We start from the raw sequence: 25229 nt of genomic DNA on the forward strand, positions 1-25229 counted from the left end.
CTCATCCTTTTTTTGAGGGAAACAAGACGTATTTTGCTGTAAACTGGAATTTAACAGATTGCCATACTTCGACTACGCTCAGCACAGGCTAACTCGCTCCTCGCAATGACACAAAAAAAGATATAGCGGAAAGCCCGACCCGCAGTGGAACGCCCAAATAAAAAAGAATATATTATTTAAAAACAGGAATGCTTAAGCTAATGCCTGTTTGTAAATCGGGAGCATTATTTACTAAAAAGTCTTCTTTAAAAAACAATGATAATTTAAAGGTTGGGCGGCCGTAAACATAAATAAACGACCAATTGGATTGTGCTCTGTATAGTGTAGAAATACCATGCTGCCAACCCCCGTTTATCTCTTCCCATTTGCCTAAAAGCTTGTAATAATCGGCTTCTTTTTGCTTGTTATATCGGGATTGGATTTGATAATTTATGCCAAAAGCGTGGTAATTTCCTTTTTCAGTATATTTTGTAAATTCGATGTGGGATTCAATGGTTGCCAGAAATTTGTTGTTTCCCAAATCCATAACGTCGTCAAAATTAATAATATTTTTACGAAGCAAATTCATTCCAACGCCCACATTAAATTCATTGTTACTTTTAAGCGTCACTTTTTTAATGGCACTTGCCGATACACCGACATCTATGGACGGATTGAATTGCGACGTATTAATCCCTAAATGATGCCCTAGGCTTATAAAAATGTTTTTGGTGCTGTTTATTTTTAATGATGGATAAAAGTAGTGGCTAAACTCAATACCGGCCAAAAAGAAGTCATTATCGTGTAACTCTAGCGTCCTTCCGTTTCTATCGGTGTATTTAAAATTCACTTGATTTAATCCGTAATAACGTCTTCCGTAAGGGTCTTCGCCACCAGAAATATGGCTGTGAAACCACTCAATAGTTTCATCGCTGGTAAAAAAAGAAAAAAACGGTTTGCCTTTGGTAATTAAATAAGACCGCAATGAAATTCCTAGCTCGTGGTGTTTGGCTAAAGGGATATTAATGCCAAGTCTAAATTCTTTAATAACGGCATCAATAACAATATTCATATAATCGGCCGGAGTTGTTTGCTGATCGATAAAATTAAAACTCCGGTCGTGCCAAATAACTTGACTGAGTCTTCTTCGGACTTCGGGATTTTTGGGCAAGTAAGCTTCAACAAAAGGATGGAAATTGTTGCCACTTGAGGCATTTACGCGAATGGTTGTGGTTTTTGGCGGAGCTATTTTGAAGTTTTGATGAATGCGCGAACTGAATATTCCAAAATGATGTGTCGATAAAATATTGGGATTATCAACACCATTTTTAAGTGATAAACTATCTTTTTGCTGCGCCGATAAACCAGACATGCTGAAAAATAGCGTTAAAACATAGAATAATCTTGCCATCAATACATGTATGAAAGTTTATTGTTAAATCGGTTTCACATTTTCAATTAAGGTTAAGGTCGTGTTATATAAGGGTTTGTTTTCCATTTTGCTTTTTAACCAAGCGTAGAAACTCATTACAAAAATGTCTTCGCGCTGGTTGTCAATCCACTCAAAAGATTTTTCAACTTTATCTTTAAAAGCTTTTGAAGTTATCTTTTCCGGATTTTTATAGCAATCTTCAACAAGACTTAAATAAGTTAGTACGCGTTGTTGGTTAATTCCTTTCAAATAATTGCGGTGGCTTCTTTTAAAACTCAATAACCGCGATTCAACTAAATCAATGTTTTTAAGTTCAATATGAAGCAATATTTCAATCAAATGCTTTTTGATAACCCAGTCTTTTCCGGCTTTTTCAGTGTACCAATTATCGGTATGATAAAATTTAGAAAAAAGTGTGTATGCTTTTTTCAACTCGTTTTTTTGAAAATAAAACATAATTAAACTTAACCTCATATCCAATAAAGTTTCAATGTCTGCATGTTTAATGGTTGCCAACTGTGTTAATACATCTACGGCTTCATCGGGTTTGTTGGTATAGTTTAAATTAAGGCTTAAAAGCAAATGGTATTTAAGTTTAAAGGTGTTGTAGTGCTTTTTTTGTTTCTCATTCATGTGTTCGTGCATCAATTCCAAATACTGCATAGATGCGTTGAATTTTTTATTTCGGAACAAGGTGTTGGCTATAAAATAAAGAATTTGAATGTGGTAATACAACTGTTTTTCACGGTCTTTATGCGCAATTATAGATTGATATGTGTTGATTAAAAAAGGTTCTATTTTTAAATAATCGTTGGTAACAAATGCCGAATAACTGTTAATGGCGACCAATTGATACAACGATTTAAACGACATGGAATCGGTTAAACTAATGCGGTGCTCCTTTAATGTATTGTTTAAAATGGTTTCAAAATCCACCACATCGCCTTTAAAAGTCATGTTATGAAGCGTTTGTCGGATTTTTGCATAAACGATATTGAGTTGGTCTTCGAGTTGATGGTTTTTTTGATTGCTTTTGAATTTTGAAATAAGCTGATTCATATCTACCGAGGGATACGCATAAGCATATTGGATTTTGGTATGGTAAATTTCGTTTAACAACGGAAACAAATGATGCTCGGTGGCCAATATTTCGGCTTTGTCTAAAATTTTATAAGCCACTTTGTATTGTTTGTGATGTAAACAGGTACGCGACGCCAATATGTATTTAATAATTTGCATGTCCACCGCTTTTTCATCTTGCAAGCTCGCATTGGCAATAAAATCGATGATGGATTGATACAAACGTTTTCTCAAAGCGTGATACGCCCCTTTTTTATGGTTGCCATAGAGTTTAAAACACAAGTCTTCCGAGTTTAAATCGTCATTTACCAAATACTTAAATAACTGAACGTTTTTAGTATCGTTGCGTTTGTTCTTTTTTTCTAAATAGCTTACAAAACGCTGTTGGTCTTCATTGGAAAAGGTAGAGATAATGGTGTTTAAATCATTCATTTAATCGTCATTAAAATATTTTAGATATCAATAAATATAGTTCTTTTGTAATTAATTGTAAAAAATATATCATCAGTTTTATTCAAAAGTAGTGTTTCATACCATCATAATGTTTCGCAGTTTTGTACGGTAATCATTAAAACAATAATTATGAATTATGAAACAACGTTGTCTTTGGATGAGAAATCTAAAAAATCAGACACTAAAAAAGAGATTAAAATTTACGACCAGAAACCAACAGCGGCATTTATTGGTGCCTCTTGGACAGCATTGTTAATAGGAATGACCTCGTATTGCATTGGCCTTTGGAATGCCGGAATGCAATTAAACGAAAAGGGCTATTATTTTACTATATTGTTGTTTGGGCTGTTCTCGGTAATTTCAGTTCAAAAAGCGGTGCGCGATAAATTAGAGGACATTCCCGTAACCGATATTTATTACAGCATCAGTTGGTTTACAACGGTAACTTCCATCGTGTTGTTGGTTATCGGACTTTGGAATGCCGATTTGCTTTTAAGCGAAAAAGGCTTTTATGGCATGTCTTTCCTGTTGAGTTTATTTGCTGCCATTGCGGTGCAAAAAAACACCCGGGATGTGCAGTATATTGATAGAGGTTGCCTTGAGGAAAAATAGACGTTGAAACAAAAAATCAAAACAAAAACACAAAGGCTTGTTTTGATGGTTGGTTAGTTAACCCAAAACCCCGTGGTTTATGGCTGCGGGGTTTTAAAACAGTTTACCATGAAAAAAAAATATAATATCGATAAAGTAATCTTTTGCGCTAGTGTAATTACTTCAGCATTTTTACTTTTTATTTATCTTAACTCAACGGTTTTTAAATTAAACTTTGTGTTAATAGGTGTTTTTCAAGAATTGCTTACAATTCCAAGTATTTTAGCTCAGCCCATACTTTTGTTTTTATCTTTAAGACGATTAATCAGAATAAAATTCAAAGTGAAATCGTATGTGTTTTGTGCATCAATTGTATCTTTAATAACCACGATATTAACTTTTGGAAGTTTCATTATAGCTAAATTACCATCAGTTTTTTAAATGAATAATTATGAATTCAAAAATCCAAAACGATATAAACGAACTTGTTGAAGCCCGGGTTATTTCAACCGAAGTGGCTACCAACATCGAAACCTATTATAAATCCAAAAAGGGCGATACACCAAACCGGTTATTTACGGTGTTTGCGGTATTGGGCTCCACATTGGTTGGTCTCGGAATTATTTTAATTTTGGCGCATAATTGGGATCATTTTTCCAGAGGCATAAAAACCATGTTTGCCTTTGCGCCATTGCTTATCGGACAGTTTTTTGTGGGCTATTCCATTTTAAAAAAGAAAAGTGCCACATGGAAAGAGGCTTCGGGCGTATTCTTGTTTTTTGCGGTTGGGGCTAGTATGGCATTGGTAAGCCAGATTTACAACATTCCGGGGAATTTTAGCAGTTATATGCTAACTTGGATTCTACTTTGCGCTCCCCTAATTTATCTGTTAAAATCTCATGCCTTAGCTGTTTTGCATATAGTTTTCGCAACCAATTACGCCTGTGCTTTTGGGTATTTTGATGGTAACCAAACGCCATGGATTTTCTTAATATTAGTCGCTGTAGTCATTCCACATTATTATAAACTACTTAATGAAAAGAAAACGCACAATATCACCTCCATTTTTAATTGGCTTTTACCATTAAGTGCTGTTATTGTATTGGGAGCTTTTGTTGATGGAAGCGGAGAATTCGGGTTTTTAATGTATGTTATTTTATTCGGATTGCTGTATAATATCGGGAAATTGCCATATTTCGATAATCAAAAATTAAGACCAAACGGCTATCTGATTTTAGGTTCCTTGGGCACCATATACATGTTATTATTAACCAGTTTTGAGTGGTTATGGCAGGATATTTTAAGGCACGATATGGAATTGGGCACTCAAGGGTTTTATGTGTCCGTTGTCCTTTTCTTGATAACCTTGGGCGTTTTAATCTATTCATATTCAAAAAAATGGATTCAAAATTTCAATCTATTTCAATATGTATTTATCATGTTTACGGTCATCTTTTTTATGGGAATGTCCGGTAATTTCATTTCAATACTATTAATCAACCTGCTCATTCTAGCTTTAGGAATTATCGCCATAAAAATTGGCGCCGATAAACTTCATTTTGGTATTTTAAATTACGGCTTACTAATCATCACAGCGCTTATTGTATGTCGTTTTTTCGATACGAACATGAGTTTTGTTATTCGCGGCTTGCTATTTGTAAGCGTTGGCGTTGGTTTCTTTTTAACCAATTATTTGATGCTTAAAAGACAGAAATCGAAGCAAATTAAATGATGAGGTTATTGAAAAAAATATTGAAATTTATTTTATGGGTTTTGGCAATTCCTGTAATGTATCTTTTGATTTCATTGGTGTTAACTTTAATTACCGCGAATAAAAATAACGTTAGTTTAATTACAGAAAAGACGATATATTTAAGTACAAACGGTGTGCATTTGGATATTGTAATTCCTGTAAGTGATGTTGACGATGCCTTAAAAAAAGGGCTTAAAATGAAATCTGAAACATACTTGTCTTTTGGTTGGGGCGACGAAAATTTTTATTTGAATACACCAACATGGAATGATTTGACCTTTAAAACGGCTTTTAGTGCCATGTTTTTAAAAGGTAACGCATTGATGCATGTAACGCGATATTCGGGGAAGAACCCAAAATGGACGATTGTTAATTTGAACGAAAAACAATTATCTAAACTTAACAGCTATATTTTAAACGCTTTTCAATTTGATACAGATGGAAATAAAATCATTTTAGAAAATAAAGGCTATGCTTTTAACGACGATTTCTATAAAGCCAAGGGCAGTTATTCAATTATAAAAACCTGTAATACTTGGGCGAATTCGGCCCTTAAAACAAGTGGTTTAAAAAGTTGTTTTTGGACGCCGTTTGATTTTGGAATTATCAATAAATATAAAAACTAAAAACATGAAAACCATATACATTTTCATACTATTTGTAGTTGTAGCAGTGGCACAATTATTCGTTCCGGCACAAATGATTTTTAACCAAGAATCGATTATTAAAACCGGTACTGCCTATAAATTTAAAACACAGCCTGTCGACCCCAGCGACCCGTATAGGGGCAAATACATTACCCTCAATTACGAGCAAAATACATTTATAACAACCGATTCGCTTTGGGATAGACAAGATAAAGTTTATGTGTATCTCGATACCGATAGCTTGGGTTTTGCAAAAGTGGACACGGTTAGTAAAACGCCTTTAATTTCAGATAGAGATTTTATTGTGGGCGACGTCTGGTGGTACAATAAAAGAGAACAAAAACTAAATTTCAACCTGCCATTTAATAGGTATTACATGAAAGAAACCAAAGCTTATGATGCCGAGGTTGCCGTAAGAAACAATCAGCGCGATACTATTCAAAATACAACCTATGCGTTGGTGTATATTAAAAATGGCGAAGCGGTGTTAAACGATGTGGTTATCAACGATATTTCTATTAAAGATTATGTTGAAAAAGAGGACGATAAACAATAGACCGATTTATTGTATATTAGTAATCTAACGTGTTTTAAACGGATTTTTTAAATGCCATATTGGTTACATACGCTTATAATTGTCTTGGTAATTTATATTGCAATAAGTATCGCTTTGTACTATTTGCAGGATTATATGCTGTTTAAACCAGAAAAACTTCCGAAAGATTTTCAGTTTAATTACGAAAACCAGGATTTTGAAGAACACAATCTTGAAACCCGCGATGGTGCCGTAATAAATGGGATTCTTTTTAAGCCCAAAGGTAAACCCAAAGGCATTGTTTTGTACCTAAAAGGAAACTCGAAAAGTATAAAAGGTTGGGGCAAATTCGCCGTCGATTTTACACGGCATGATTACAATGTTTTAATGGTCGATTATCGCGGTTTCGGAAAGAGTACGGGCAGACGCTCACAAAAAGCCATTAAACGCGATTTACAGGAAGTGTACAATAAAATAAAGGAGCGCACAACCGAAGATAGAATTATACTTTATGGGCGTTCGTTGGGCTCGGGTTTTGCAGCAAAATTAGCCTCAATGAACAATCCTAAAATGCTCATTTTAGACGCGCCATATTACAGTTTAACCAAGGTTACGGCACGCTATGCGCCATTTATGCCCTTGAGTGTTTTAATAAAATACCCGTTGCCAACCTATAAATGGTTAAAATATGTGCAATGTCCCATTCACATAATCCATGGGACAAACGATACGTTGATTCCGTTTAAAACCAGTATAAAATTATCAAAGGTCAACCCTAAATTAACCAAGCTGCATTCGGTAATTGGCGGCGGTCATAAAAATTTAAACACTTTTGAATCGTACCATAAAATGATTCATAATATACTTAACCAAAAACCACTCGACATCGATTTATCAACCACAAGCATTCATGTTAAACACAGCTCGAAACCCACGAAAACAAAAGTTTAAAAAAGCAATTTTAATCCTACTAAGTATCTATATTATGGTTGGTTCTCTATTATATTTTTTACAAGAAAAAATGTTGTTTTTTCCAACCGTTTTAGAACAGGATTACGTGTTTGAGTTTTCGAAACCTTTTGAAGAGTTGTTTTTAAAAACGGATAACGATGTAGTTATAAACGCCATTCATTTTAAAACTGAAAACCCAAAAGGTGTTATTTTGTATTTCCATGGAAACGCAGGCGATTTATCGCGTTGGGGATGGATTGCTGAATATTTTGTTGAAAGGCAATACGATGTGTTGATAATGGATTACCGAACCTACGGAAAAAGCACCGGAAAGTTAAGCGAACCAGCATTGTACAACGATGCACGGTATTGTTATGATTATTTAAAAGCACGCTATGCGGAAAAAGACATAACACTTTACGGTAGGTCCTTAGGCACGGGAATAGCAGCGTATTTGGCATCGCAGAGCGAACCCAATCAGCTTATTTTGGAAACCCCGTATTACAGCATTACCGATGTGGCAAAAACCAGATTCCCGGTGTTGCCCGTTGAAACCTTGTTAAAATACAAGTTGCCTACACATCAATACCTTGAGGAAGTTAGTTGCCCCATTACCATATTGCACGGAACAGATGATGTAGTAGTGCCCATTTCTTCAGCTGAAAAGCTTTTAAAATTGAATAAAGAAAATTTGAATTTTATTTCGATTGACGGTGGTGAACATAATAATTTAATTGAGTTTGAGGCTTATCATCGGACCATAAACAAAGTGCTTCCTTAGTTTAATTGTTGCTAAAATAAAAGTGTAAAAGCTTGTAGATGTTTTCTTTTTTAAAGGGTTTGGATATGTAGTTATTCATGCCATTTTCCAAAGCTCTATCTATGGCTTCTTTGGTAACATTGGCCGATAATCCAAAAATGATAACATCCTTACTAAGTTTTCTTATTTCCTTGGTGGCTTCCCATCCATCCATTACGGGCATGTGAATGTCCATGAAAATAAGTTGGTATGTTTTTGTTTTAAATTTTTCCAAAGCCATTTTTCCATTTTTTGCAGCATCTGAATTTATGCCCAAATCTTCAAGGAATTTTTTTAGCACTATAATATTTAGATTATTATCGTCAACGATTAAAACATTTAAATCTGTAAAAGCTACATTTTTTAAATCGGCCGAAGTTAATTGGTAGGTTTCTTTTTGCGCGATAGGAAATGTGACATCAAATTCAAAATTGGTCCCCACATCTGGAATGCTGCTTACAGATATTTCGCCACCCATCATTGAAATAAAAATTTTGCTAATGGCCAACCCAAGGCCACTGCCTTCGAACTGTTTTTTTATGCTGTTTTCAACCTGGGTAAATCGTTCAAAAATGGTATTTATTTTGTTTTTTGGTATGCCGATGCCGGTATCTTTGATGGAAATGTTTATTTTCAGTTGGTTTGTATTAACTATGGTTTCGCTGTATGTTAGGGTTACGCCACCGGAGTTTGTAAACTTTAGTCCATTTTTAATAATATTGCCTACGGCTTGAAGTAATTTGCTTTCGTCGCCAATAACGCTGATGTTATGGGGGTTATTGAAATTTCCTTTTAGATATAATTCCTTTTTAATGAAAAGAAACTGATTTACTTCCAACAATTCTTTTATTTTTTCCGAAGGGTTAAAACATACCTTTGCCAACTCTATTTGTCCGGCTTCAATTTTTTCGAAGTCCAAAATATCATTCACGATGCTTAACAAATTGTTAGAAGACTTACCCATTAAATCGAGATATTCCTTGTCGGTTTCGTTTAATTTACTGCCCTTTAAAAGCTCAATAAAACCCAAAATAGCATGAAGCGGCGTGCGTATTTCATGGCTCATATTAGATAAAAACTCCGATTTTGCTCGTGACGCTTTTTCCGCTGTTTTCCGTGATTTAATTAGTTTTTTATTGGTTTGTGAAAGCTTAAAATTTGAGTTGAGTGCAAGTTTTGTACTTTCCCTAGCTCTTAAATAAAAATAAACGAGCAAGCTTATTAAAACACAAAATATCAAGCCAACAACAAGAGATAAATTGGTAATGAATTTTCCTTGTGCTAAAATCAGTTCTTTATTTGCCGATACATGTAAAAGCCATTTTTGGTTATCTAAAACGTCTACTAAAATGCTGTCTTTATAAGTAACGTTATCTTTGGTTTTAAAATGGTTATGCGCGTTTAGTTCATAAAAAAGCGTACTTTTATCGTCCCAAAATTTTATGGTATAGCGGTTTTCTAAATTGGCAGCCAACTTATTAAAGTTTTCTTTAAAGTCCATTCCGGCAGTAATTGTACCTTGAAAACGGTCTTGAAAATAAACTGGAATATCAACCAAAAAGGCATTGCCGCCTTGTGTTAAATTCGCCCATTGGGTTATATTAATTGAGCCGTCTAAACTATGATTAATCCATTCATCTCTGCGGTATTCAACTTTTGAAATGTCTAAATTAATCACGTTCTCATTGCCTTTTAAAGGATTGATTTTCCTTATTACCATACTGCTATCAATCCATTCCAGAAATTTATAGGATGGATTTTGCTCTATCAGCATGTTGGCGTCCTTTTCCCAGTGCTCTAGATAAGCACCGTTTGTGAATTCAATTCTGTTTTTTAGATTTTCAAGATGAACAATATCGGCTTTTACAATGCTTTTGAATTCTTTAGAAACAAGGTTTCCGGTTTGGAGTACATTTTCCTTAACTAATTTGTCATCATTTTTTTGAGCCCGATTCCATACGGCAAAAACCATTAAAGCTGTTAGTGTAAATGATGCTATGGTAAGTAGAACATTTCTGTTTTTTAGGTTTTTAAGCATTGCTTTATTAGTTTGGGGCTAATGTGAGAGCAGTTTTTAAGCCAATTTTGATGATTGTAAAAATAGAATTTTTAAAATGATTGTAACGGTTAATTTAAGGGGGCAAAACTATAAATAATATTTAAAACTATCAATTAAAGTTTTAGATTTATAAACTGTTGGAGCCGGCAATATAAGTGTTTAATGTTTTTATGGCTATTGAATGTAGAAATAATGGACATTTAATTCGCTATGAACGGATTGCTTACAAATAAAAAAAACTTCAACAAATATTTTATTGTTTAAAAACCTTGCCGTCTTTCATTACAAAAGTAACATGCAATAGAGTAGAAATGTTTGTTAACGGATTTTCGTCCACGGCAATAATATCTGCTATTTTTCCGGAGGAAATCGTTCCCAGTTTATCAGACATTCCCAATAATTCTGAAGCCGTAATGGTTGCCGATTTTATGGCTTCATTTTCATCCATTCCGTATTTGACCATAAGTTCAAATTCCCTGGCATTGGTTCCGTGAACACTAACGCCGGAATCTGTTCCAAAAGCAATTTTTACGTTTCCTTTTAAAGCTCTTTTAAAGGACGCCTTGACAACGGGACCGACTTGACGAATTTTATCTGCAATGGCAGGTGGGATATTTTTGTTAACCTTTAACTCTTCGGAAACCGAAACACCTGCCAACAAAGTGGGCACTAAATATGCACCTGTTTTATTGAATAATGCTACGGATTCATCATTTAAATAAGACCCGTGTTCAATAGAGTTTACGCCAGCTTTTAAAGCGGCATTAATACCATTTGCTTCATGGGCGTGCGCTGCTACTTTTCTGCCCAAACCATGAGCGGTTTCTACAATGGCGACCAATTCCTCATCGGTAAGTTGCTGTCCAACACCTGCTGCAGTATTGCTTAAAACGCCTCCTGTAGCCGTAATTTTAATAACATCGGCACCTTGTTTTACAAGTTCTCTAACGGCTCTTCGGCAATCGTCGGCACCATCGCAAACACCAACCCGTTTTTCAAAAGCATTTAAAATTTCAGGCCTGTAACCATGCGCATCGCCGTGTCCACCCGTAGCGGAAACCGCGCCTGTTGCAGCAATAATTCTCGGGCCATGAATGTCGCCTCTGGCTATCGACCTTTTAATGGAGTTTATAAGCTGATAATCGGCACCTAAATTTCTAACGGTTGTAAAACCGGCCATAAGCGTTTTGTTAAGAAAGGGAATAGACCGAAAGGCAAAATCCTCATCATTAAGCGTTGTCCATTCATGTGGATTGCTGTTGGGGTTTCGCTCTTGCGTAATGTGCGTATGTAAATCGATAAAACCAGGTAATACGAACTTGTTTTTTAAATCGATAATACTCACGGTTGAATCGGGTAACTTTAAATCCGATGCGCCGATAAAACCATCTCTAACGTTTTTAATGATACCGTTTTCAACAATAATGCTTTTATTGGTTTCGGACTTGCTTCCAGGGTTTGCCAATAGGGTGCCGGCATGAATAATGGTTGTGTTTTGTGCATGGGTCAATAAAGAAAAACACAGCGATAGAGTTAAGCATAGTATGAGCTTTTTCATTGAAGTTTTATATTAGTTTCGATGGCTATTAAAAAACGAATAATTCCCCTAAAGATAGTTTTTTTATTGTTTTCACCAAAAGTTAACGACACCGCAACTCTTAAAATTTTAACAAGTTATTACCCAGTTCTTAAAGAAAGCATAAAACTGAAGTTTTGAGCGTTAAACATTTCTAAATAAGCATGATTTTTTAAGTTATTTGTCGTCAATTTGTGCCGAGGTTAGTTAGTAATACTTCATATTAAAAAGGTTAGTTAAGTTTAGTTAGTTAAAAAGCCCGTAATTGAAAAATTACGGGCTTTTTTTATTTTATAAAATCTTGTAAAAAGGAACGCTAAACGAGCTCAACAAACAAACCATCATCTGTTTTTTCAACTTTAGCCAGCTTGTTTTTAGTCAATTCCTTAATGGTTTTGTCCCATTTTTTATTCGATAAACCCGACTGTGTTTTTAAATCGTTTAAATCCAAAGTCTCTGCTTTTTTGAGTATTTCTAGAACAGCTTTCCCATCATCGCTTAGGGCAACCGCTTTTTTCTCTGGTCGCATTTGCGGAAAGAATAAAACCTCTTGTATCGATTGGTTATTGGTTAAAAACATAATCAATCTATCCATGCCAATGCCCATGCCCGATGTTGGAGGCATGCCATATTCTAAAGCGCGTAAAAAGTCGTGATCTATAAATTCGGTGGCTTCGTCATCGCCTTTTGCGGCAAGTTTTAATTGGTGCTCAAAACGCTCGCGTTGGTCTATAGGGTCGTTCAGTTCTGAATAAGCATTGGCAATTTCCTTACCGCAAACCATCAGTTCAAAACGCTCTGTTAATTCAGGATTGTCGCGGTGCTCCTTACACAACGGACTCATTTCTTTTGGATAATCCGTAATAAAGGTAGGCTGTATGTAGTTGCCTTCGCATTTTTCGCCAAATATCTCATCAATAAGCTTGCCTTTGCCCATGGTGTCATCAACTTCAACACCTAGGTCTTTTGCAGCTTGTCTTATCTCGCTTTCCGTTTTTCCGGTAATATCAAACCCTGTGAAATGTTTTATGGAATCGGCCATTGTTACTCGGGCATACGGAGCCTTAAAATCTATTTCGTGGTTACCAAAAGTGGCTTTTGTAGTACCGTTTACGGCAACGGCACAGTGTTCCAACAAACGCTCGCAAAAGGCCATCATCCAATTGTAGTCTTTATAAGCCACATAAATTTCCATGGCAGTAAACTCAGGGTTGTGGGTTCTGTCCATGCCTTCGTTTCTAAAGTTTTTAGAAAACTCGTAAACCCCATCAAAACCACCAACAATCAAACGTTTTAAATATAATTCGTTCGCAATTCGCATATACAAAGGCACATCCAAAGCGTTGTGGTGAGTTACAAACGGACGTGCCGCAGCACCACCGGGAATAGGCTGTAAAATAGGCGTTTCCACCTCAAAATAGCCAGCGTCGTTAAAAAAGTTACGCATGGCATTAAATAGTTTGGTGCGTTTTACAAATACGTTTTTTACATGCGGGTTCACCACTAAATCGGCATAGCGCTGTCTGTAACGTTGCTCTGGGTCGGTAAAGGCATCGTAAATTTTTCCATCTTTTTCTTTGGGTAACGGCAGGGGTTTTAAAGCTTTACTTAATAGCGTAAAATCTTTAACTTTCACCGTTTTTTCACCAACTTGAGTGGTAAACAATATACCTTCAATGCCAACAAAATCGCCAAAATCCAAAAGCTTTTTAAACACCTCGTTGTATTTTGTTTTGTCTTCGCCCGGGCAAATTTCGTCCCTGTTAAAATACACTTGTATCTTGCCTTCAGCATCTTGTAACTGCGCAAAACTCGCTTTGCCCTGTACTTTTATAAGCATCAATCTTCCGGCAATAATTACTTTTTTGCCTTCCTCAAATTCAGCCTTTACCTGTTTTGAGGTATGGTTTACGGGATACAAATCCGCTGGAAACGGATTAATGCCCATTTCACGTAATTTTGCTAACTTTTCTCTTCGTACAAGTTCTTGCTCTGATAATTGCGACATATTATAATTGCTGTGTGTAAATTTTTAATGCGCAAAGATACTATTAAAACCGCTCTTTTAAAATTAATTTTTTGGGCGTTACCACAACCCTTCGGCTGCGCTCAGGGCAAGTGGTCGGGCTATCCGCTACAATCTTTTTACTCGTGCCTCACAAAAAGGATTTTCACTACTATCCCTAACGCAGAAAGCATGCACTGAACGTAGTCGAAGTGTAACAAAAAACATACTTTTGCGTCAAATAGGTAAATCATCAATTAAAAAAAATCAAATGAGTTTCTGGAGAGTTTTACTGTCTATTATTTGTCCGCCTTTAGCCGTTTTAGATAAAGGTTGTGGCTCTATTTTAATCACTTTTTTACTATGGCTTTGCGGCTGGGTTCCGGGCGTTATCGCAGCATTGGTTATTGTTAATAATCCGAACAGATAAAAGTTTATCTTTGCAGTCTATCAACCTATTTAAAATTTAAAAATGAATAAATTTTATGTTGTGGCTGCATGCCTTATCACGTTGTTTTTTACCAGTTGCCAATTTTCAGAAAATATTTATTTTAATGAAGATGGTTCTGGTAAAATGGAATTTAGCTTTGATGCATCGGAAATTATGCAAATGGCAGGAGATACAATGAGCGAAAGTACTAGTGAAAAGGATATGGATTCTACATTTACTTTCAAAGAAATATTTGACCAGAAAAGGGATAGTATTTCAACATTATCTGTTGAAGAACAAGAAAAATTAAAAGCCTTAGAACCTTTTTCGGTACATATGTTAGTTAGTGAAAAAGAAAAGAAAATGAATTTTGAAATTTTTACAAATTTTAAAAGCGCGAATGAATTACAAGATATGTTTATGGCATTAAACGCAGTAAGTAATTTAAAAGGAAAAGAAGCGGCTAAAGTTAACGATCCTACTAATCCTTTTTCGTCAATGATGAATGGAGGTAATTCAAATTTGAGTTATTCTTTTAACAATGGCATTTTTAAACGTACGGTAAAAATAGTAGATAAGGAAGTACAAAAGCAAATAACAGATAGTTTAGGTAATGCGGCTATGATGTTTACTAATTCCAAATATAAGCTTAAATATCATTTTCCTAAAAAAATTAAGTCTGTATCAAATGAAAATGCGCTATTTAGTGCAGATGGAAAAACCGTAACCATTGAGTATGGCTTAATGGAATATATAACGGACCCTGAAATAATGAATTTAGAAATTTTATTAGAAGATTAAGTTTGAACAAAACAATAGAACTGCAGGATTTAGGCTATAAAGACTATAAGCAAACTTGGGATTACCAAGAGCAATTGTTTAAAGGTATTGTTGACACCAAAATTAAAAACAGGCGCGAAGAAGCGGGTTTAAAAACCCAAAACTATTTCTTGTTTGTTGAGCATCCGCATGTTTATACTTTGGGCAAAAGCGGCGATTTGTCAAATTTGCTTTTAAGCGAAGCACAGCTTACCGAAAAAGGCGCAACCTTTTATAAAATTAATCGCGGTGGCGATATTACCTACCACGGCCCGGGACAAGTGGTTGGCTATCCTATTTTAGATTTGGAAAACTTTTTTACCGACATCCATAAATACCTGCGTTTTTTAGAAGAAATGATAATTTTAACGTTGGCCGAATACGATTTAAAAGCCGAACGAAGCCCCGGAGAAACCGGTGTTTGGCTAGATGTTGGCACACCCTTTGCTCGTAAAATTTGTGCCATGGGCGTTCGGGCGAGCCGTTGGGTAACCATGCACGGGTTTGCATTGAACGTAAACGCTAATTTGGGGTATTTCGATAATATCATACCCTGTGGTATTCGCGGAAAAGCAGTAACCTCCTTAAACGTGGAGTTGGCTCAAAAAACAGTTGATGAAACCGAGGTTAAAGAAAAACTTTTAAAACATTTTTCCAATCTTTTTGAGGCTGAGTTTTATAACAAAATTTAAAGCTTAATGCTCTATGTTTTTTATTTTTTCAGCAATAAGGTGGTAGGTTTCCATTTCCTGTTCCAATTGTAATTTGCTGTCATTTTTCTTTTTAAAATCGTAATCCGTTAAAATAACATGTTCGGTTGGCTCAACATTTATACCCTTTAGGCAATGTTTGGCACATTGTAAAACACAGCCGTCTATGGCAATAATAGGTCTGTTGGATTGTGCTTTTTTAACCAAAGGCTTAACCTTTCCGCCTATGCCTGCGATACAGGACATTTCGGCTATACCATCAGCATTGGCTTTCAATGCTATGTCGTTTGCTAATTGGGCCACATTGCTACAACCTGAGCAAGAATAAATTAAGGGCTGTATTTTTTTTTGATCACTTTTTGTCATAAACCATAACCATTTATCGCGGTACTGAACTTTTTCGGCGAAATTTCACGATACAAAAATGATTATAACAAGAGTGATATAAAATGATAAATGTCATAATATAAACCTGTAAACGATTAAATTGAAGTTGCGTAAAGCTTTAGGGTTAAGTTGGTTAATTGCTGTAGTTTATTAATGTCTTTTTAGAACAAACAACGATTTTTTTATAATTTCGATTTTAGACTAAATGTATATTCTATTTTAGGTTATTTCGGCACTAATACGCTCTGTGGTTTCGAGGAAAAGTAGTAACTTTCTTGAATGTAGAGTTGGCTCAAAAAACAGTTGATGAAATTGAGGTTAAAGAAGAGTTCCTAAAATTTTTTTTGAGGCCGAGTTTTTAAACAATGAAAATAAAACGCTTTTTTAAAATACTATTATTGATTTGTTGTTTGTTGCTTACTTCAATGTCAATTGCTTTAATGTATTCAGTTATAATTGTTGAAAAAGGTTCTTTTGAATATAGCATGTTAATTCCTTTGTTAATGATTCCTACAGGTGCTTTAAGTGTAGTTTATCATTTTAAAACTTTTAAATATTATAATTTAACTTTTAATACAAGTATTTTAAAAGATGTTGTTTTATGGGTTGGTAATGTGCTATTTGCCATATCCACTTTTTTAATGGCTTTTTTTATGTTGTATTCAATTTATAGCTTAAATAAAACAAAACTAAGCTCAGAATTATATTCTATAATTATATTTTGTGGTATTATTTTTTTAATAGTTGTATTTCTAATTATTGAAGAAATATGGCTTTATAAAAGAATTATTAATATCAAAGAGCAATCTAGATTATCTAATATTGATGGTATTAAAGGTAATATCGATGACAAAATTTAGTTTGCGATTATTGAATATTATCTAATAAGTAAGTTTTAATCGTTAGAATATGCAATACCCAAATCGTTAGTTCTAATAGCTTTTAATTTCTTGGCAAGTTTCTTTTTGAATTGAGCGACAACCTTGGCATATTCCGGGTTTTCGGCTAAATTGGTATATTGTTTGGGGTCTGTTTCCATATCAAAAAGCTCAATGCCCGCTGAGGCATCTTCGTTATATTGAATATAAGCCCATTTATCATTCCGCAATAAAAAACTTTTTCCGCCTTGCGAAACACTAAAGGCCATATCCCGAACTTTCTTTTTGGGGTTGTCTAGCGTTTTTACCAAACTTTTTCCTTGTAAATGTTTTGATGGTTTTAAACCCGCTAGTTCGGCAATGGTTGGATACAAATCCAATAATTCAACAAAAGAATGACAAACAGCGGCTTTTTTACCGGGAACTTTAATGATTAACGGTACGCGAACAGACTCTTCGTGCAAACTCACTTTCATCCAGAAATCATGCTCGCCTAAATGGAAGCCGTGATCGGAAGTGAAAATAACAATGGTGTTGTCTTCCAACCCTTCATCTTTAAGCGTTTTAAGCACTTTCCCAACTTGTGCATCCATGTAGGAAACCGATGCGTAATATGCAGCCACTGCCTTTTTTTTTTGCTCTAAACTCATTTTTGCATTAAGGCTCGTTACGTAGTTTATGCCTCGTTTTGGTATATCGTCCCAATCGCCATCAACTTTTTTGGGTAAAATGACTTCGTTAAAAGGATATGGTTCAAAATACGATTTTGGCGCCACAAATGGCACATGTGGCCTTACAAAACCCACCGCTAAAAAAAAGGGTTTGTCTTTGTGTTTTTTAATAAGTTCTGAGGCTTTTTTGGCCGTTTTTCCATCGGAATGCACTAAATCGTCACCATCAGCTTTTACAATCGTCATGACGTTTCCGCCCTTTCTTTCAATTTTGCCATCAGGATTTCCTTGAACCAATTCGGCATCGCCATCGGCTTTCCATTCGGGGCCAGGGCTGTTAAAACGTTCGGTCCACGAGGCTTCATCATCTTGCCCGTTCGAGCCGGTTTCGATATCAATAGGAACACCCATGTGGTAAATTTTGCTTACCCGTGCGGTATAATAGCCGTTTTCCTTAAATAGCTGTGACCATGTTTTTCGGTCGTGACCTATATTTTTTCTACCGCTAACATAGCCAAAAGTAGTGGTGGCATTGGGGTAATAACCAGACATAAAAGAGGCTCGGGACGGACCGCAAACCGGGTATTGCGTATAGGCTTTGGTGTACCTAACGCCTTCTGAGGCTAATTGATCAATGTTTGGTGTGTAGCATGCTTTGTTTTCGTACGATGACACTGCTGTTGCCGTTAAATCGTCTGAAATAATAAACAATATATTGGGCTTTTTTTCTTGGGAAAAGACACAGAAACTTAGCAGAAAAAACACGGAATAAATAAATGGTTTCATAGTTTATTTCTTATAAGTTAAAGTCATTTTAGAGCTTTGTTTGAAACTTAAATACAGTAAAAACTACAGCTCGACCGCATTGTTATTTACAAAGAAAATGGCGTTTGCAAAAAACAGTTTTCCGTTTTCCCAAAAACTTCTAAACATTACATCGTCAACCATATAAATCATGCTGCCTTTGCCAATTCGTTCTTCTCCAAAAATTAAAGTGTTGTTTAGTTTTTTTAAGGCATTGCTTCCTGCAAACCCCGAGACTTTAGTTGGATTGTTATCTAGATAGGCCACATTAAAATGGTTTTTGCCCAATAGTTTGTAGGCGCTACTGCTAACTTTAAGTGACAGGTAATTGGTATCGTAACCAAAAGCCAGGGGATGTGTGTTATCGACTTTTGTTTTAAAAATAGCCCCGGAAATCAGGTTTTTTATAGCTTCGCGTTCTCTATCGGCGTAGGGTATTAAGTTGTTGCTATCCTCGTCTTTTTTGTCGGTTTCACTCTTTTTTATATTAAAACCATTTTTGCCCGTAAAAGCATTTAGGGCGTTGCCTATGGCGATTACTTTTCCGCCACTGGCAACCCACGATTTTAATTTTTCTAAACCTTTGTCGTTCAAAATACTTGAATAATATCCGTTGGGAATAATAAGAACATCAAATTTATTTAGGTTCAAACCAGCAAAATTTTCTGTGTTTATGGAAGTAACCGGGTAATGTAATTGCCTTTCAAAAAAGTACCAAAGTGCGCCGTAATTTAAAGATGAGGTGCTTTTACCGGAGAGCATTGCAATTTTTTGTTTGTTAACCAATTTAATCTCGGGCGAACCAAAATCGGGACCATCTGTTGAAAAACCGGATTGCGCAGTGGTTAGTTTTCGGTTGTGTTTGTTTGCTGTGTTTACAACAATATTATCGAAATCATCCACTTTTTTGTTATCGCCCCTAACAATAATCAAAGAGCCGCTGTTAAAAGTTTCTCCTTCGGTTTTTAATGGCTTTTCGGTAAATCTTACTTTTATATTTTGATTTAATAAATCGGCTAAAAATTTAGCGTCTTTTAAATGGTTCCACGTTACCAAATAACCCGTTGCGGTTTTGCTGATTGTATTATTTATTGCGGCTTGCAGTATTGTTTTTGTGGGTACTATGTTTTTACTTGCCACGGCATTTAGCCCGTAAGCATAAGGTAAACTCCAAGCTGTAATATCGTAAGTGATGGAATCGCTTAATTTGGTGTTTGGCTCAAAAAGTACTTTTACCATTTTGCCTTTTGGTTGATTGGTGCTCACCACCAAATCTTTTGATGTGGTGTTTATTTGCCCTTGGGAAGATGTATTATAATGGTAACCGCTAACTTTTCCGCCTTGAGCGAAACCATAAGAAATCTCGTGTTTGTCCAATAGATTTTTTAACGATTCAATGTTATCGGTATCGCCCTGCATTACATAGCTTTTATATGTTAAGTTTGAATTATCGAAGAATTTTTTAAACTCGGTATTTAATTTTTCAGCATGTTTGGAAGCTATTTCAACGGTTGATAAACCCGCTGTGGTGTGATGAGCAATTCTATCGATAAGCGTTAAAATAGCGCCTTCATCATTTAAAACACCCAATCCTGCACGCCCATGTCCAGCTTGCTCGTATGTCATGCCAATGGCGCCCATGTATGTAGGATACGTGTCGCCATAGCTGGGATAGAGTAAGTCGAAACGTTCTTTGGTAAAATAAAGCCAACCCGCTTTATCGAAATATGTCGCATGGTTTTTACCAATTTGTGTTTGGAAATCGCGTTGCCAATTGGTAATTATTTCATGAAAAGGTTCGGCAGCCGGCGCAAAATAGTAAGGCTCGTTAATGCCTTGTTCATGAAAATCCACATGAATATGGGGCAACCACTTGTTGTAAATTTTTAATCTAGAGGCCGACTCGATTTGGGTTGCCCACGCCCAATCTCTGTTTAAATCGAACAGATAATGGTTTGGTCTTCCACCGGGCCAAGGTTCATTATGTTCGCTGGCTTGTTGGTTTATATCGTATGGTGTACTTGCTGTTGTGTTGTACCAATTAACATAGCGGTCGCGGCCATCTGGATTTAAGCACGGATCGATAATAACTACGGTATTTTGCAACCAGTCTTGTTTTTCGGTTAAAAGTTTGTACAGCGTTTTCATGGCCGCTTCGCTACTCGACGCTTCGTTACCGTGTACGTTGTAGCTTAACCATAAAATGGCAATATCGGTTTTGGTTGGAGTACCGGCATTCACACCGGTGTTTTTTAAGTTGTTTTGTCGAATGGTTTCAAGGTTTTGCAAATTTTCTTCAGATGAAACGTAAGCAACCATTAGCGGTCTGCGTTCGTAAGTTTCGCCATACTTTTCAAGTTTAACTTGGTTCGGAAGTTGGTTGGAAACCTGTTTAAAGTAATCCACCACTTGATGGTGTCTGGAAAACTGAGTACCTAAATCGTAGCCTAAAAACTCTGAAGGCGATTGAATGTTTTGAGAATTGAGGTTAAGGGTAAATACCAAGAAAGTTAAAAACAGAAAACGACTTAAAAAATGTTTCATAAAAAATGACTGTATAAATGAGCCGCTAATTTACTCAATTTATAAATGCGTGCCTAACGTAAAAATCTTGATAATATTTAATGTTTAATAGATAATTTGATTTAGAAAATCAATTCACCTGAGATGTTTTTTTTTGAATAAATTATTTTTTCAAAGAAATAACGGTTTGATAGAATCAGGCAAACCATGGACAAAATGAATGATCCACATATTTGTCTATTTAGTGGTTTTAGTAGTTTTACAAACGGCCAATCATCGTTACCAAAATTTAAAAACCTAATATTTTTAAGTTTATGGTCTGTTTAAGCTAATTCCAAACATGATTAACCAACCAATCAGCGGCATCTTGTAAATAGGATGCGTATTCGCAAGGTTCGTTATGGGTTAAGCCTGGGGCAATTACCATGGTAATATCGCTACCGGAATCAATGCTGGCGTTTACCCAATTTTCGACATTCTCCACAGGAAATAAAGCATCATCCTCACCATGAATCACATACACCGGAATAGGTATTTTCCTGCCCACACCGTTGTTTGTTGTGTTATATTGACTGGCCATGGGAATAGATGCAGAGAAAATATCGGATTGGGTTTCGGCAAAAAACCAACTTCCGTTGCCGCCATCGCTATAGCCGTGTATCACCACTTTATTGGTATCTACCGGTAGGTATGTGGATGCTAAATCCACTAAGGCTAAAACCTGTTCGTTGTTATCAATTGTTGGCCATAATATGGCATTGCTATTCGGACTGATTATAATGGCATCAAGCGATTCAAAGCCTGTTTCAGCTAAACACTCCGTAAATTTATGGGCATTTGGCGAGTCGCCACAAGCAGCACAACCGTGTAAGGTAATAATTAGCGGTCTTTTGTTATTTGTAAAATCCACATCCGGCATAATTACCCTAAAGTTCCAAGTACCGTTATTTAGGTTTTCTAGTGAAATATCATTGTTTCCAGTATTAAAATCGATGTTGCTAAAATCGTCTTGAATATCTTCATAGGTCCGCGGTCCAGCATCACCAATATCGGGTTCATCAAAAATGCCGGATTTATTACAGCTCAAAAAAGAAAAGAGGATTAATGAAAAGATTAAAACGAATTTGAGGTTTTTCATGATTGATTTATTTTGATGATGCCATGTGAAATTAATAAAATTTGAATGAATCAGCTTCAAATTATTGTTAAAAATACATTGAATGACGTATATTGATAGGGAAACCGAATTCTTGAAATAGAATTAATGCCAAATGCTTTAACGTATTTTTTAGAATGATAAAATTGGAATAACTGTATATTTACATAATTTTTTAATTAAACATGCATCAAAATTATATTCCGTTTCGCGATACTGGTTACTTTTCATCATTAATTAGTGATTATTTAGATGAAAAAAGCGAGTTAAATCCGTTTTACAATCGTTTTCCAAATCTTGAAAATTTTAAGGCCCAAATGGAGGAGAAGCGCCATTCGGAACTTGTTTCAGAAACCCACCGTAAAATTTTGGCTTCAGTTTTAAGCCAACAATACCAAAATATTGAAGCATCAAAGCAAACCCTTCAAAATATTGAATGGCTAAAAGCCGAAAACACCTTTACAATAACAACAGGGCATCAATTAAATTTATTCACTGGGCCGCTGTATTTTCTGTATAAAATCATTTCAACCATAAACCTTACAAAACAATTAAAAGAGGCCTATCCAAAAAACAATTTTGTGCCTGTGTATTGGATGGCGACCGAAGACCACGATTTTGAAGAAATCAATTATTTTAATTTTAAGGGCAAAAAAATACAGTGGAACCACCAGTCAAACGGAGCGGTTGGTGAATTGCAAACTGATGGATTAGATAAGGTTTTCGAGCTGTTTTCAAAAGAATTGGGGCATGGTAAAAACGCCGATTATTTGAAGCAGTTATTTGAAGACGCTTATATAAAACACAGTAATCTAACAGATGCCACACGTTTTTTGGCTAACGCGTTGTTTACAGATTACGGATTGGTAATTATTGATGCCAATGAAGCCGACTTAAAAAGACAATTTATTCCTTTTTTGGAAGATGAATTGCTAAATCAAACATCGCATAAATCGGTTTCAAAAACAAATGAAGCGATTTCAAAAGATTATGGAATTCAAGTTAATCCACGGGAAATCAACCTGTTTTATTTAAAAGAAAATTTACGCGAACGTATTGTTTTTGAAGACGACATTTACAAAGTCTTAAATACTGATATTTCATGGCGTAAGAATGAGGTACAAAAAGAACTTTTAGAACACCCAGAGCGCTTTTCGCCAAACGTGATTATGCGCCCCTTGTATCAAGAAGTCATATTGCCCAATCTGTGCTACATTGGCGGCGGTGGCGAATTGGCATACTGGTTTCAATTAAAACAGTTTTTTAATACTGTTAAAGTACCATTTCCAATACTTTTGCTTCGTAATTCGGTTTTAATCCAAACGGAAAAGCAACAGGAAAAACTTGATAAGCTCCATATTTCAAAAGCCGATATCTTTCTGAAACCCGATGCGTTTATAAATAAAAAAGTAAGACAGATTTCGGATATTGATATCGATTTTTCGCCTCAAAAAGCACAGCTTAAAACACAGTTTGAAGCCTTGTACCAAATGGCCGAACAAACCGATAAGTCCTTTTTAGGCGCAGTAAAAGCCCAAGAGGTAAAGCAGTTAAAAGGGCTTGATAATTTGGAGAAACGCTTATTAAAAGCACAAAAACGACAACTGGCAGATCAAGTTTCTAGAATGCGCGACCTACAAAGAGTACTATTCCCAAACGGCAGTTTGCAAGAGCGAAACACCAATTTCTCAGAGTTTTATCTGGAATATGGCGAATCGCTTATTGTTAAATTGATAGAAAATTTAAAGCCATTAAAAGGGGATTTCTCAATCTTAACCTTTTAATCATTGTTATTTTAGGGATATACAGGAACTACCTTTAAAAGTAGTGCTTTCAATAACATTGTTTTTATTGGCCGTGAATGATGTTTGGCAATAATTTTGAGTTGTTGATTGGTAAGTTACATCGGCAAATTGGCTGTGTCGGGTCGTTACCAAGGAATTATTAACATACAAATACGTATACATTTTGCTGCCGTTTGGCAATTCGTAAATGTCGCTTGGTGGTCCCCAGCTGTTAATTAAGTCATTTACATCGGCTCCACGCCATGTATTAATTCTATTGGCGTAATTTTTTGAGGAAACACATGAGCTTACTAATAGGCCTATTACTATTATTTGAATTGTTTTTATAAGAGTTTTCATTTTTGTGGATGTTTATAATTTATCAATTAATTTGGATTTTAATTAATTTCTACCTAAGTCTAAGTCAGGAAATGTGGTTACATTTTCCTCGCAATTAGAAATCTCAAGTTCAGAGATGGTTTCGTTATGAATCTTATCTTGACAACGAGAGCATCTTCCTCTTTCATAAACAAAAGAGTAAAGCTTGTATTTTCCAGGTGTTAAAATGATGATTTGTGATTGTTTGGAAGGGATGATATAATTTGGAGGTAAATCGTTTTCATTTATATCATAAATGTCAGATTCATCTTCAATAAAGTATACATGTCTTGGGTACAAACTTTCATTGTTTTTAAGGGTTAATGTGGCTGGAGTATCACATATTTCGTCTTTGCTGCAAGAAACCAACATGGTCGTTGTGCTTATAACTATCAAACACAATGTGTTCAATCTATGGCTGTATTTTTTAAATAAAGAATTCATAATTTTTAAGTTATATGGCGATTAATTAGAATATTTTAGAAATTCTTCTTGACAACTGTATATGTCCATTTCCAAACTATTATCTACTACAATCCATTTATCATTGTTGGTTTTATATCTCAAATAGAGTGTATAAGGACCTTCAGGTAATGTAATAGTTTCTTTGCCTTGAGTATTTATAACATGGTCACCGTCTCTGTCGGAGCGGTCTACACTAGAAGCGTTTTCGTAAACGTGTAGGTTATAAGAGCGATTGTTGTTGGTAATGGTAAGCCAACCATTGCCATCGCATGTTTCTTGGTCTTCTGCCGAACAGGAAGTTAAGCATGCAACTAAGGAAATTTGCAATATTAACGTGCAAAGAGTAAATATTTTTTGTTGTAAT

Annotated in this window: 24 protein-coding genes; 12 read left to right on the forward strand and 12 right to left on the reverse strand. The window is 35.4% G+C overall.

What is annotated here, in order from left to right; genetic code table 11:
• Positions 1-172: 172 nt before the first annotated feature.
• Both RNZ47_RS10965 and RNZ47_RS10970 read right to left on the reverse strand, forming a co-directional pair.
• Positions 173-1390 carry a hypothetical protein gene (locus RNZ47_RS10965; RefSeq protein WP_311939887.1) on the reverse strand — a complete coding sequence of 406 codons (1218 nt, stop codon included), beginning with the start codon at positions 1388-1390 and terminating at the stop codon, positions 173-175.
• Between the two features lie 24 nt (positions 1391-1414).
• The gene (locus RNZ47_RS10970) at positions 1415-2923 is read right to left on the reverse strand and encodes a hypothetical protein (protein WP_311939890.1); all 1509 of its coding nucleotides are present in this window, start codon (positions 2921-2923) and stop codon (positions 1415-1417) included.
• Positions 2924-3073: 150 nt separating this feature from the next.
• Here RNZ47_RS10970 and yiaA point away from each other — a divergent pair, with 150 nt between their 5' ends.
• The 7 genes from yiaA (at position 3074) to RNZ47_RS11005 (ending at position 8202) form a co-directional block, all read left to right on the forward strand.
• Positions 3074-3556, forward strand: coding sequence for an inner membrane protein YiaA (gene yiaA, locus RNZ47_RS10975; RefSeq protein ID WP_311939892.1), 483 nt, complete (start codon positions 3074-3076; stop codon positions 3554-3556).
• Between the two features lie 108 nt (positions 3557-3664).
• Positions 3665-3976, forward strand: coding sequence for a hypothetical protein (locus tag RNZ47_RS10980; protein WP_311939894.1), 312 nt, complete (start codon positions 3665-3667; stop codon positions 3974-3976).
• Positions 3977-3986: 10 nt separating this feature from the next.
• Positions 3987-5267: a DUF2157 domain-containing protein gene (locus tag RNZ47_RS10985; RefSeq protein WP_311939896.1), complete on the forward strand. Its 1281-nt coding sequence runs from the start codon at positions 3987-3989 to the stop codon at positions 5265-5267.
• A 20-nt stretch (positions 5268-5287) separates the two neighbouring features.
• Positions 5288-5914, forward strand: a complete 627-nt coding sequence (locus RNZ47_RS10990; protein WP_311939898.1) for a DUF2459 domain-containing protein — start codon at positions 5288-5290, stop codon at positions 5912-5914.
• Between the two features lie 4 nt (positions 5915-5918).
• Complete coding sequence (locus RNZ47_RS10995) at positions 5919-6491, forward strand: GDYXXLXY domain-containing protein (RefSeq protein ID WP_311939900.1); 573 nt, start codon at positions 5919-5921, stop codon at positions 6489-6491.
• Between the two features lie 51 nt (positions 6492-6542).
• Positions 6543-7421, forward strand: a complete 879-nt coding sequence (locus RNZ47_RS11000) for an alpha/beta hydrolase (RefSeq protein WP_311939902.1) — start codon at positions 6543-6545, stop codon at positions 7419-7421.
• A 70-nt stretch (positions 7422-7491) separates the two neighbouring features.
• Positions 7492-8202 (forward strand): alpha/beta hydrolase, encoded by a 711-nt coding sequence (locus RNZ47_RS11005; protein WP_311939904.1) that lies wholly within the window; start codon positions 7492-7494, stop codon positions 8200-8202.
• Between the two features lies 1 nt (position 8203).
• Here the strand turns inward: RNZ47_RS11005 and RNZ47_RS11010 are convergent, their stop codons facing one another.
• From RNZ47_RS11010 to lysS, 3 genes are all read right to left on the reverse strand, one after another.
• On the reverse strand, positions 8204-10258 hold the full coding sequence (locus tag RNZ47_RS11010) for a response regulator (protein ID WP_311939906.1): 2055 nt from the start codon (positions 10256-10258) through the stop codon (positions 8204-8206).
• 274 nt (positions 10259-10532) lie between these two features.
• A complete protein-coding gene (locus RNZ47_RS11015) occupies positions 10533-11837 on the reverse strand; it encodes a metal-dependent hydrolase family protein (RefSeq protein WP_311939908.1) in 1305 nt (434 codons plus the stop codon).
• Between the two features lie 334 nt (positions 11838-12171).
• Positions 12172-13863: a lysine--tRNA ligase gene (gene lysS, locus RNZ47_RS11020; protein WP_311939910.1), complete on the reverse strand. Its 1692-nt coding sequence runs from the start codon at positions 13861-13863 to the stop codon at positions 12172-12174.
• Positions 13864-14131: 268 nt separating this feature from the next.
• Here lysS and RNZ47_RS11025 point away from each other — a divergent pair, with 268 nt between their 5' ends.
• The 3 genes from RNZ47_RS11025 to lipB are packed head-to-tail and all read left to right on the forward strand — an operon-like array spanning position 14132 to position 15801.
• A complete protein-coding gene (locus tag RNZ47_RS11025; protein WP_311939912.1) occupies positions 14132-14290 on the forward strand; it encodes a YqaE/Pmp3 family membrane protein in 159 nt (52 codons plus the stop codon).
• Positions 14291-14332: 42 nt separating this feature from the next.
• Positions 14333-15091: a hypothetical protein gene (locus RNZ47_RS11030; RefSeq protein WP_311939914.1), complete on the forward strand. Its 759-nt coding sequence runs from the start codon at positions 14333-14335 to the stop codon at positions 15089-15091.
• 2 nt (positions 15092-15093) lie between these two features.
• Positions 15094-15801, forward strand: coding sequence for a lipoyl(octanoyl) transferase LipB (gene lipB / locus RNZ47_RS11035; RefSeq protein WP_311939915.1), 708 nt, complete (start codon positions 15094-15096; stop codon positions 15799-15801).
• Positions 15802-15804: 3 nt separating this feature from the next.
• Here the strand turns inward: lipB and RNZ47_RS11040 are convergent, their stop codons facing one another.
• On the reverse strand, positions 15805-16185 hold the full coding sequence (locus RNZ47_RS11040; protein WP_311939917.1) for a putative zinc-binding protein: 381 nt from the start codon (positions 16183-16185) through the stop codon (positions 15805-15807).
• A 386-nt stretch (positions 16186-16571) separates the two neighbouring features.
• On the opposite strand from RNZ47_RS11040, the gene RNZ47_RS11045 reads away from it, so the two are divergent.
• A complete protein-coding gene (locus RNZ47_RS11045; protein ID WP_311939918.1) occupies positions 16572-17066 on the forward strand; it encodes a hypothetical protein in 495 nt (164 codons plus the stop codon).
• A 35-nt stretch (positions 17067-17101) separates the two neighbouring features.
• On the opposite strand, the gene RNZ47_RS11050 is transcribed toward RNZ47_RS11045, so the two are convergent.
• The 3 genes from RNZ47_RS11050 to RNZ47_RS11060 all read right to left on the reverse strand — a co-directional run bounded on the left by RNZ47_RS11050 (position 17102) and on the right by RNZ47_RS11060 (position 22220).
• Entirely contained in the window at positions 17102-18541 is a 1440-nt protein-coding gene (locus RNZ47_RS11050) for a sulfatase (RefSeq protein WP_311939920.1), read from the reverse strand.
• A gap of 63 nt (positions 18542-18604) precedes the next feature.
• Positions 18605-21103 (reverse strand): M14 family metallopeptidase, encoded by a 2499-nt coding sequence (locus RNZ47_RS11055; protein WP_311939922.1) that lies wholly within the window; start codon positions 21101-21103, stop codon positions 18605-18607.
• Positions 21104-21410: 307 nt separating this feature from the next.
• Positions 21411-22220, reverse strand: a complete 810-nt coding sequence (locus RNZ47_RS11060; RefSeq protein WP_311939924.1) for a carboxylesterase family protein — start codon at positions 22218-22220, stop codon at positions 21411-21413.
• A gap of 203 nt (positions 22221-22423) precedes the next feature.
• On the opposite strand from RNZ47_RS11060, the gene bshC reads away from it, so the two are divergent.
• A complete protein-coding gene (gene bshC, locus RNZ47_RS11065) occupies positions 22424-24022 on the forward strand; it encodes a bacillithiol biosynthesis cysteine-adding enzyme BshC (protein ID WP_311939926.1) in 1599 nt (532 codons plus the stop codon).
• A gap of 6 nt (positions 24023-24028) precedes the next feature.
• On the opposite strand, the gene RNZ47_RS11070 is transcribed toward bshC, so the two are convergent.
• From RNZ47_RS11070 to RNZ47_RS11080, 3 genes are read right to left on the reverse strand one after another with little or no spacing between them, the layout of a single operon-like run.
• A complete protein-coding gene (locus RNZ47_RS11070; RefSeq protein ID WP_311939928.1) occupies positions 24029-24382 on the reverse strand; it encodes a hypothetical protein in 354 nt (117 codons plus the stop codon).
• Between the two features lie 42 nt (positions 24383-24424).
• Complete coding sequence (locus RNZ47_RS11075; RefSeq protein ID WP_311939930.1) at positions 24425-24844, reverse strand: hypothetical protein; 420 nt, start codon at positions 24842-24844, stop codon at positions 24425-24427.
• A 21-nt stretch (positions 24845-24865) separates the two neighbouring features.
• A complete protein-coding gene (locus RNZ47_RS11080; RefSeq protein ID WP_311939932.1) occupies positions 24866-25192 on the reverse strand; it encodes a hypothetical protein in 327 nt (108 codons plus the stop codon).
• Positions 25193-25229: the final 37 nt, after the last annotated feature.

The sequence above is a fragment of the Hwangdonia seohaensis genome, from assembly GCF_031932625.1.
Taxonomy (GTDB): Bacteria; Bacteroidota; Bacteroidia; order Flavobacteriales; family Flavobacteriaceae; genus Hwangdonia; species Hwangdonia seohaensis.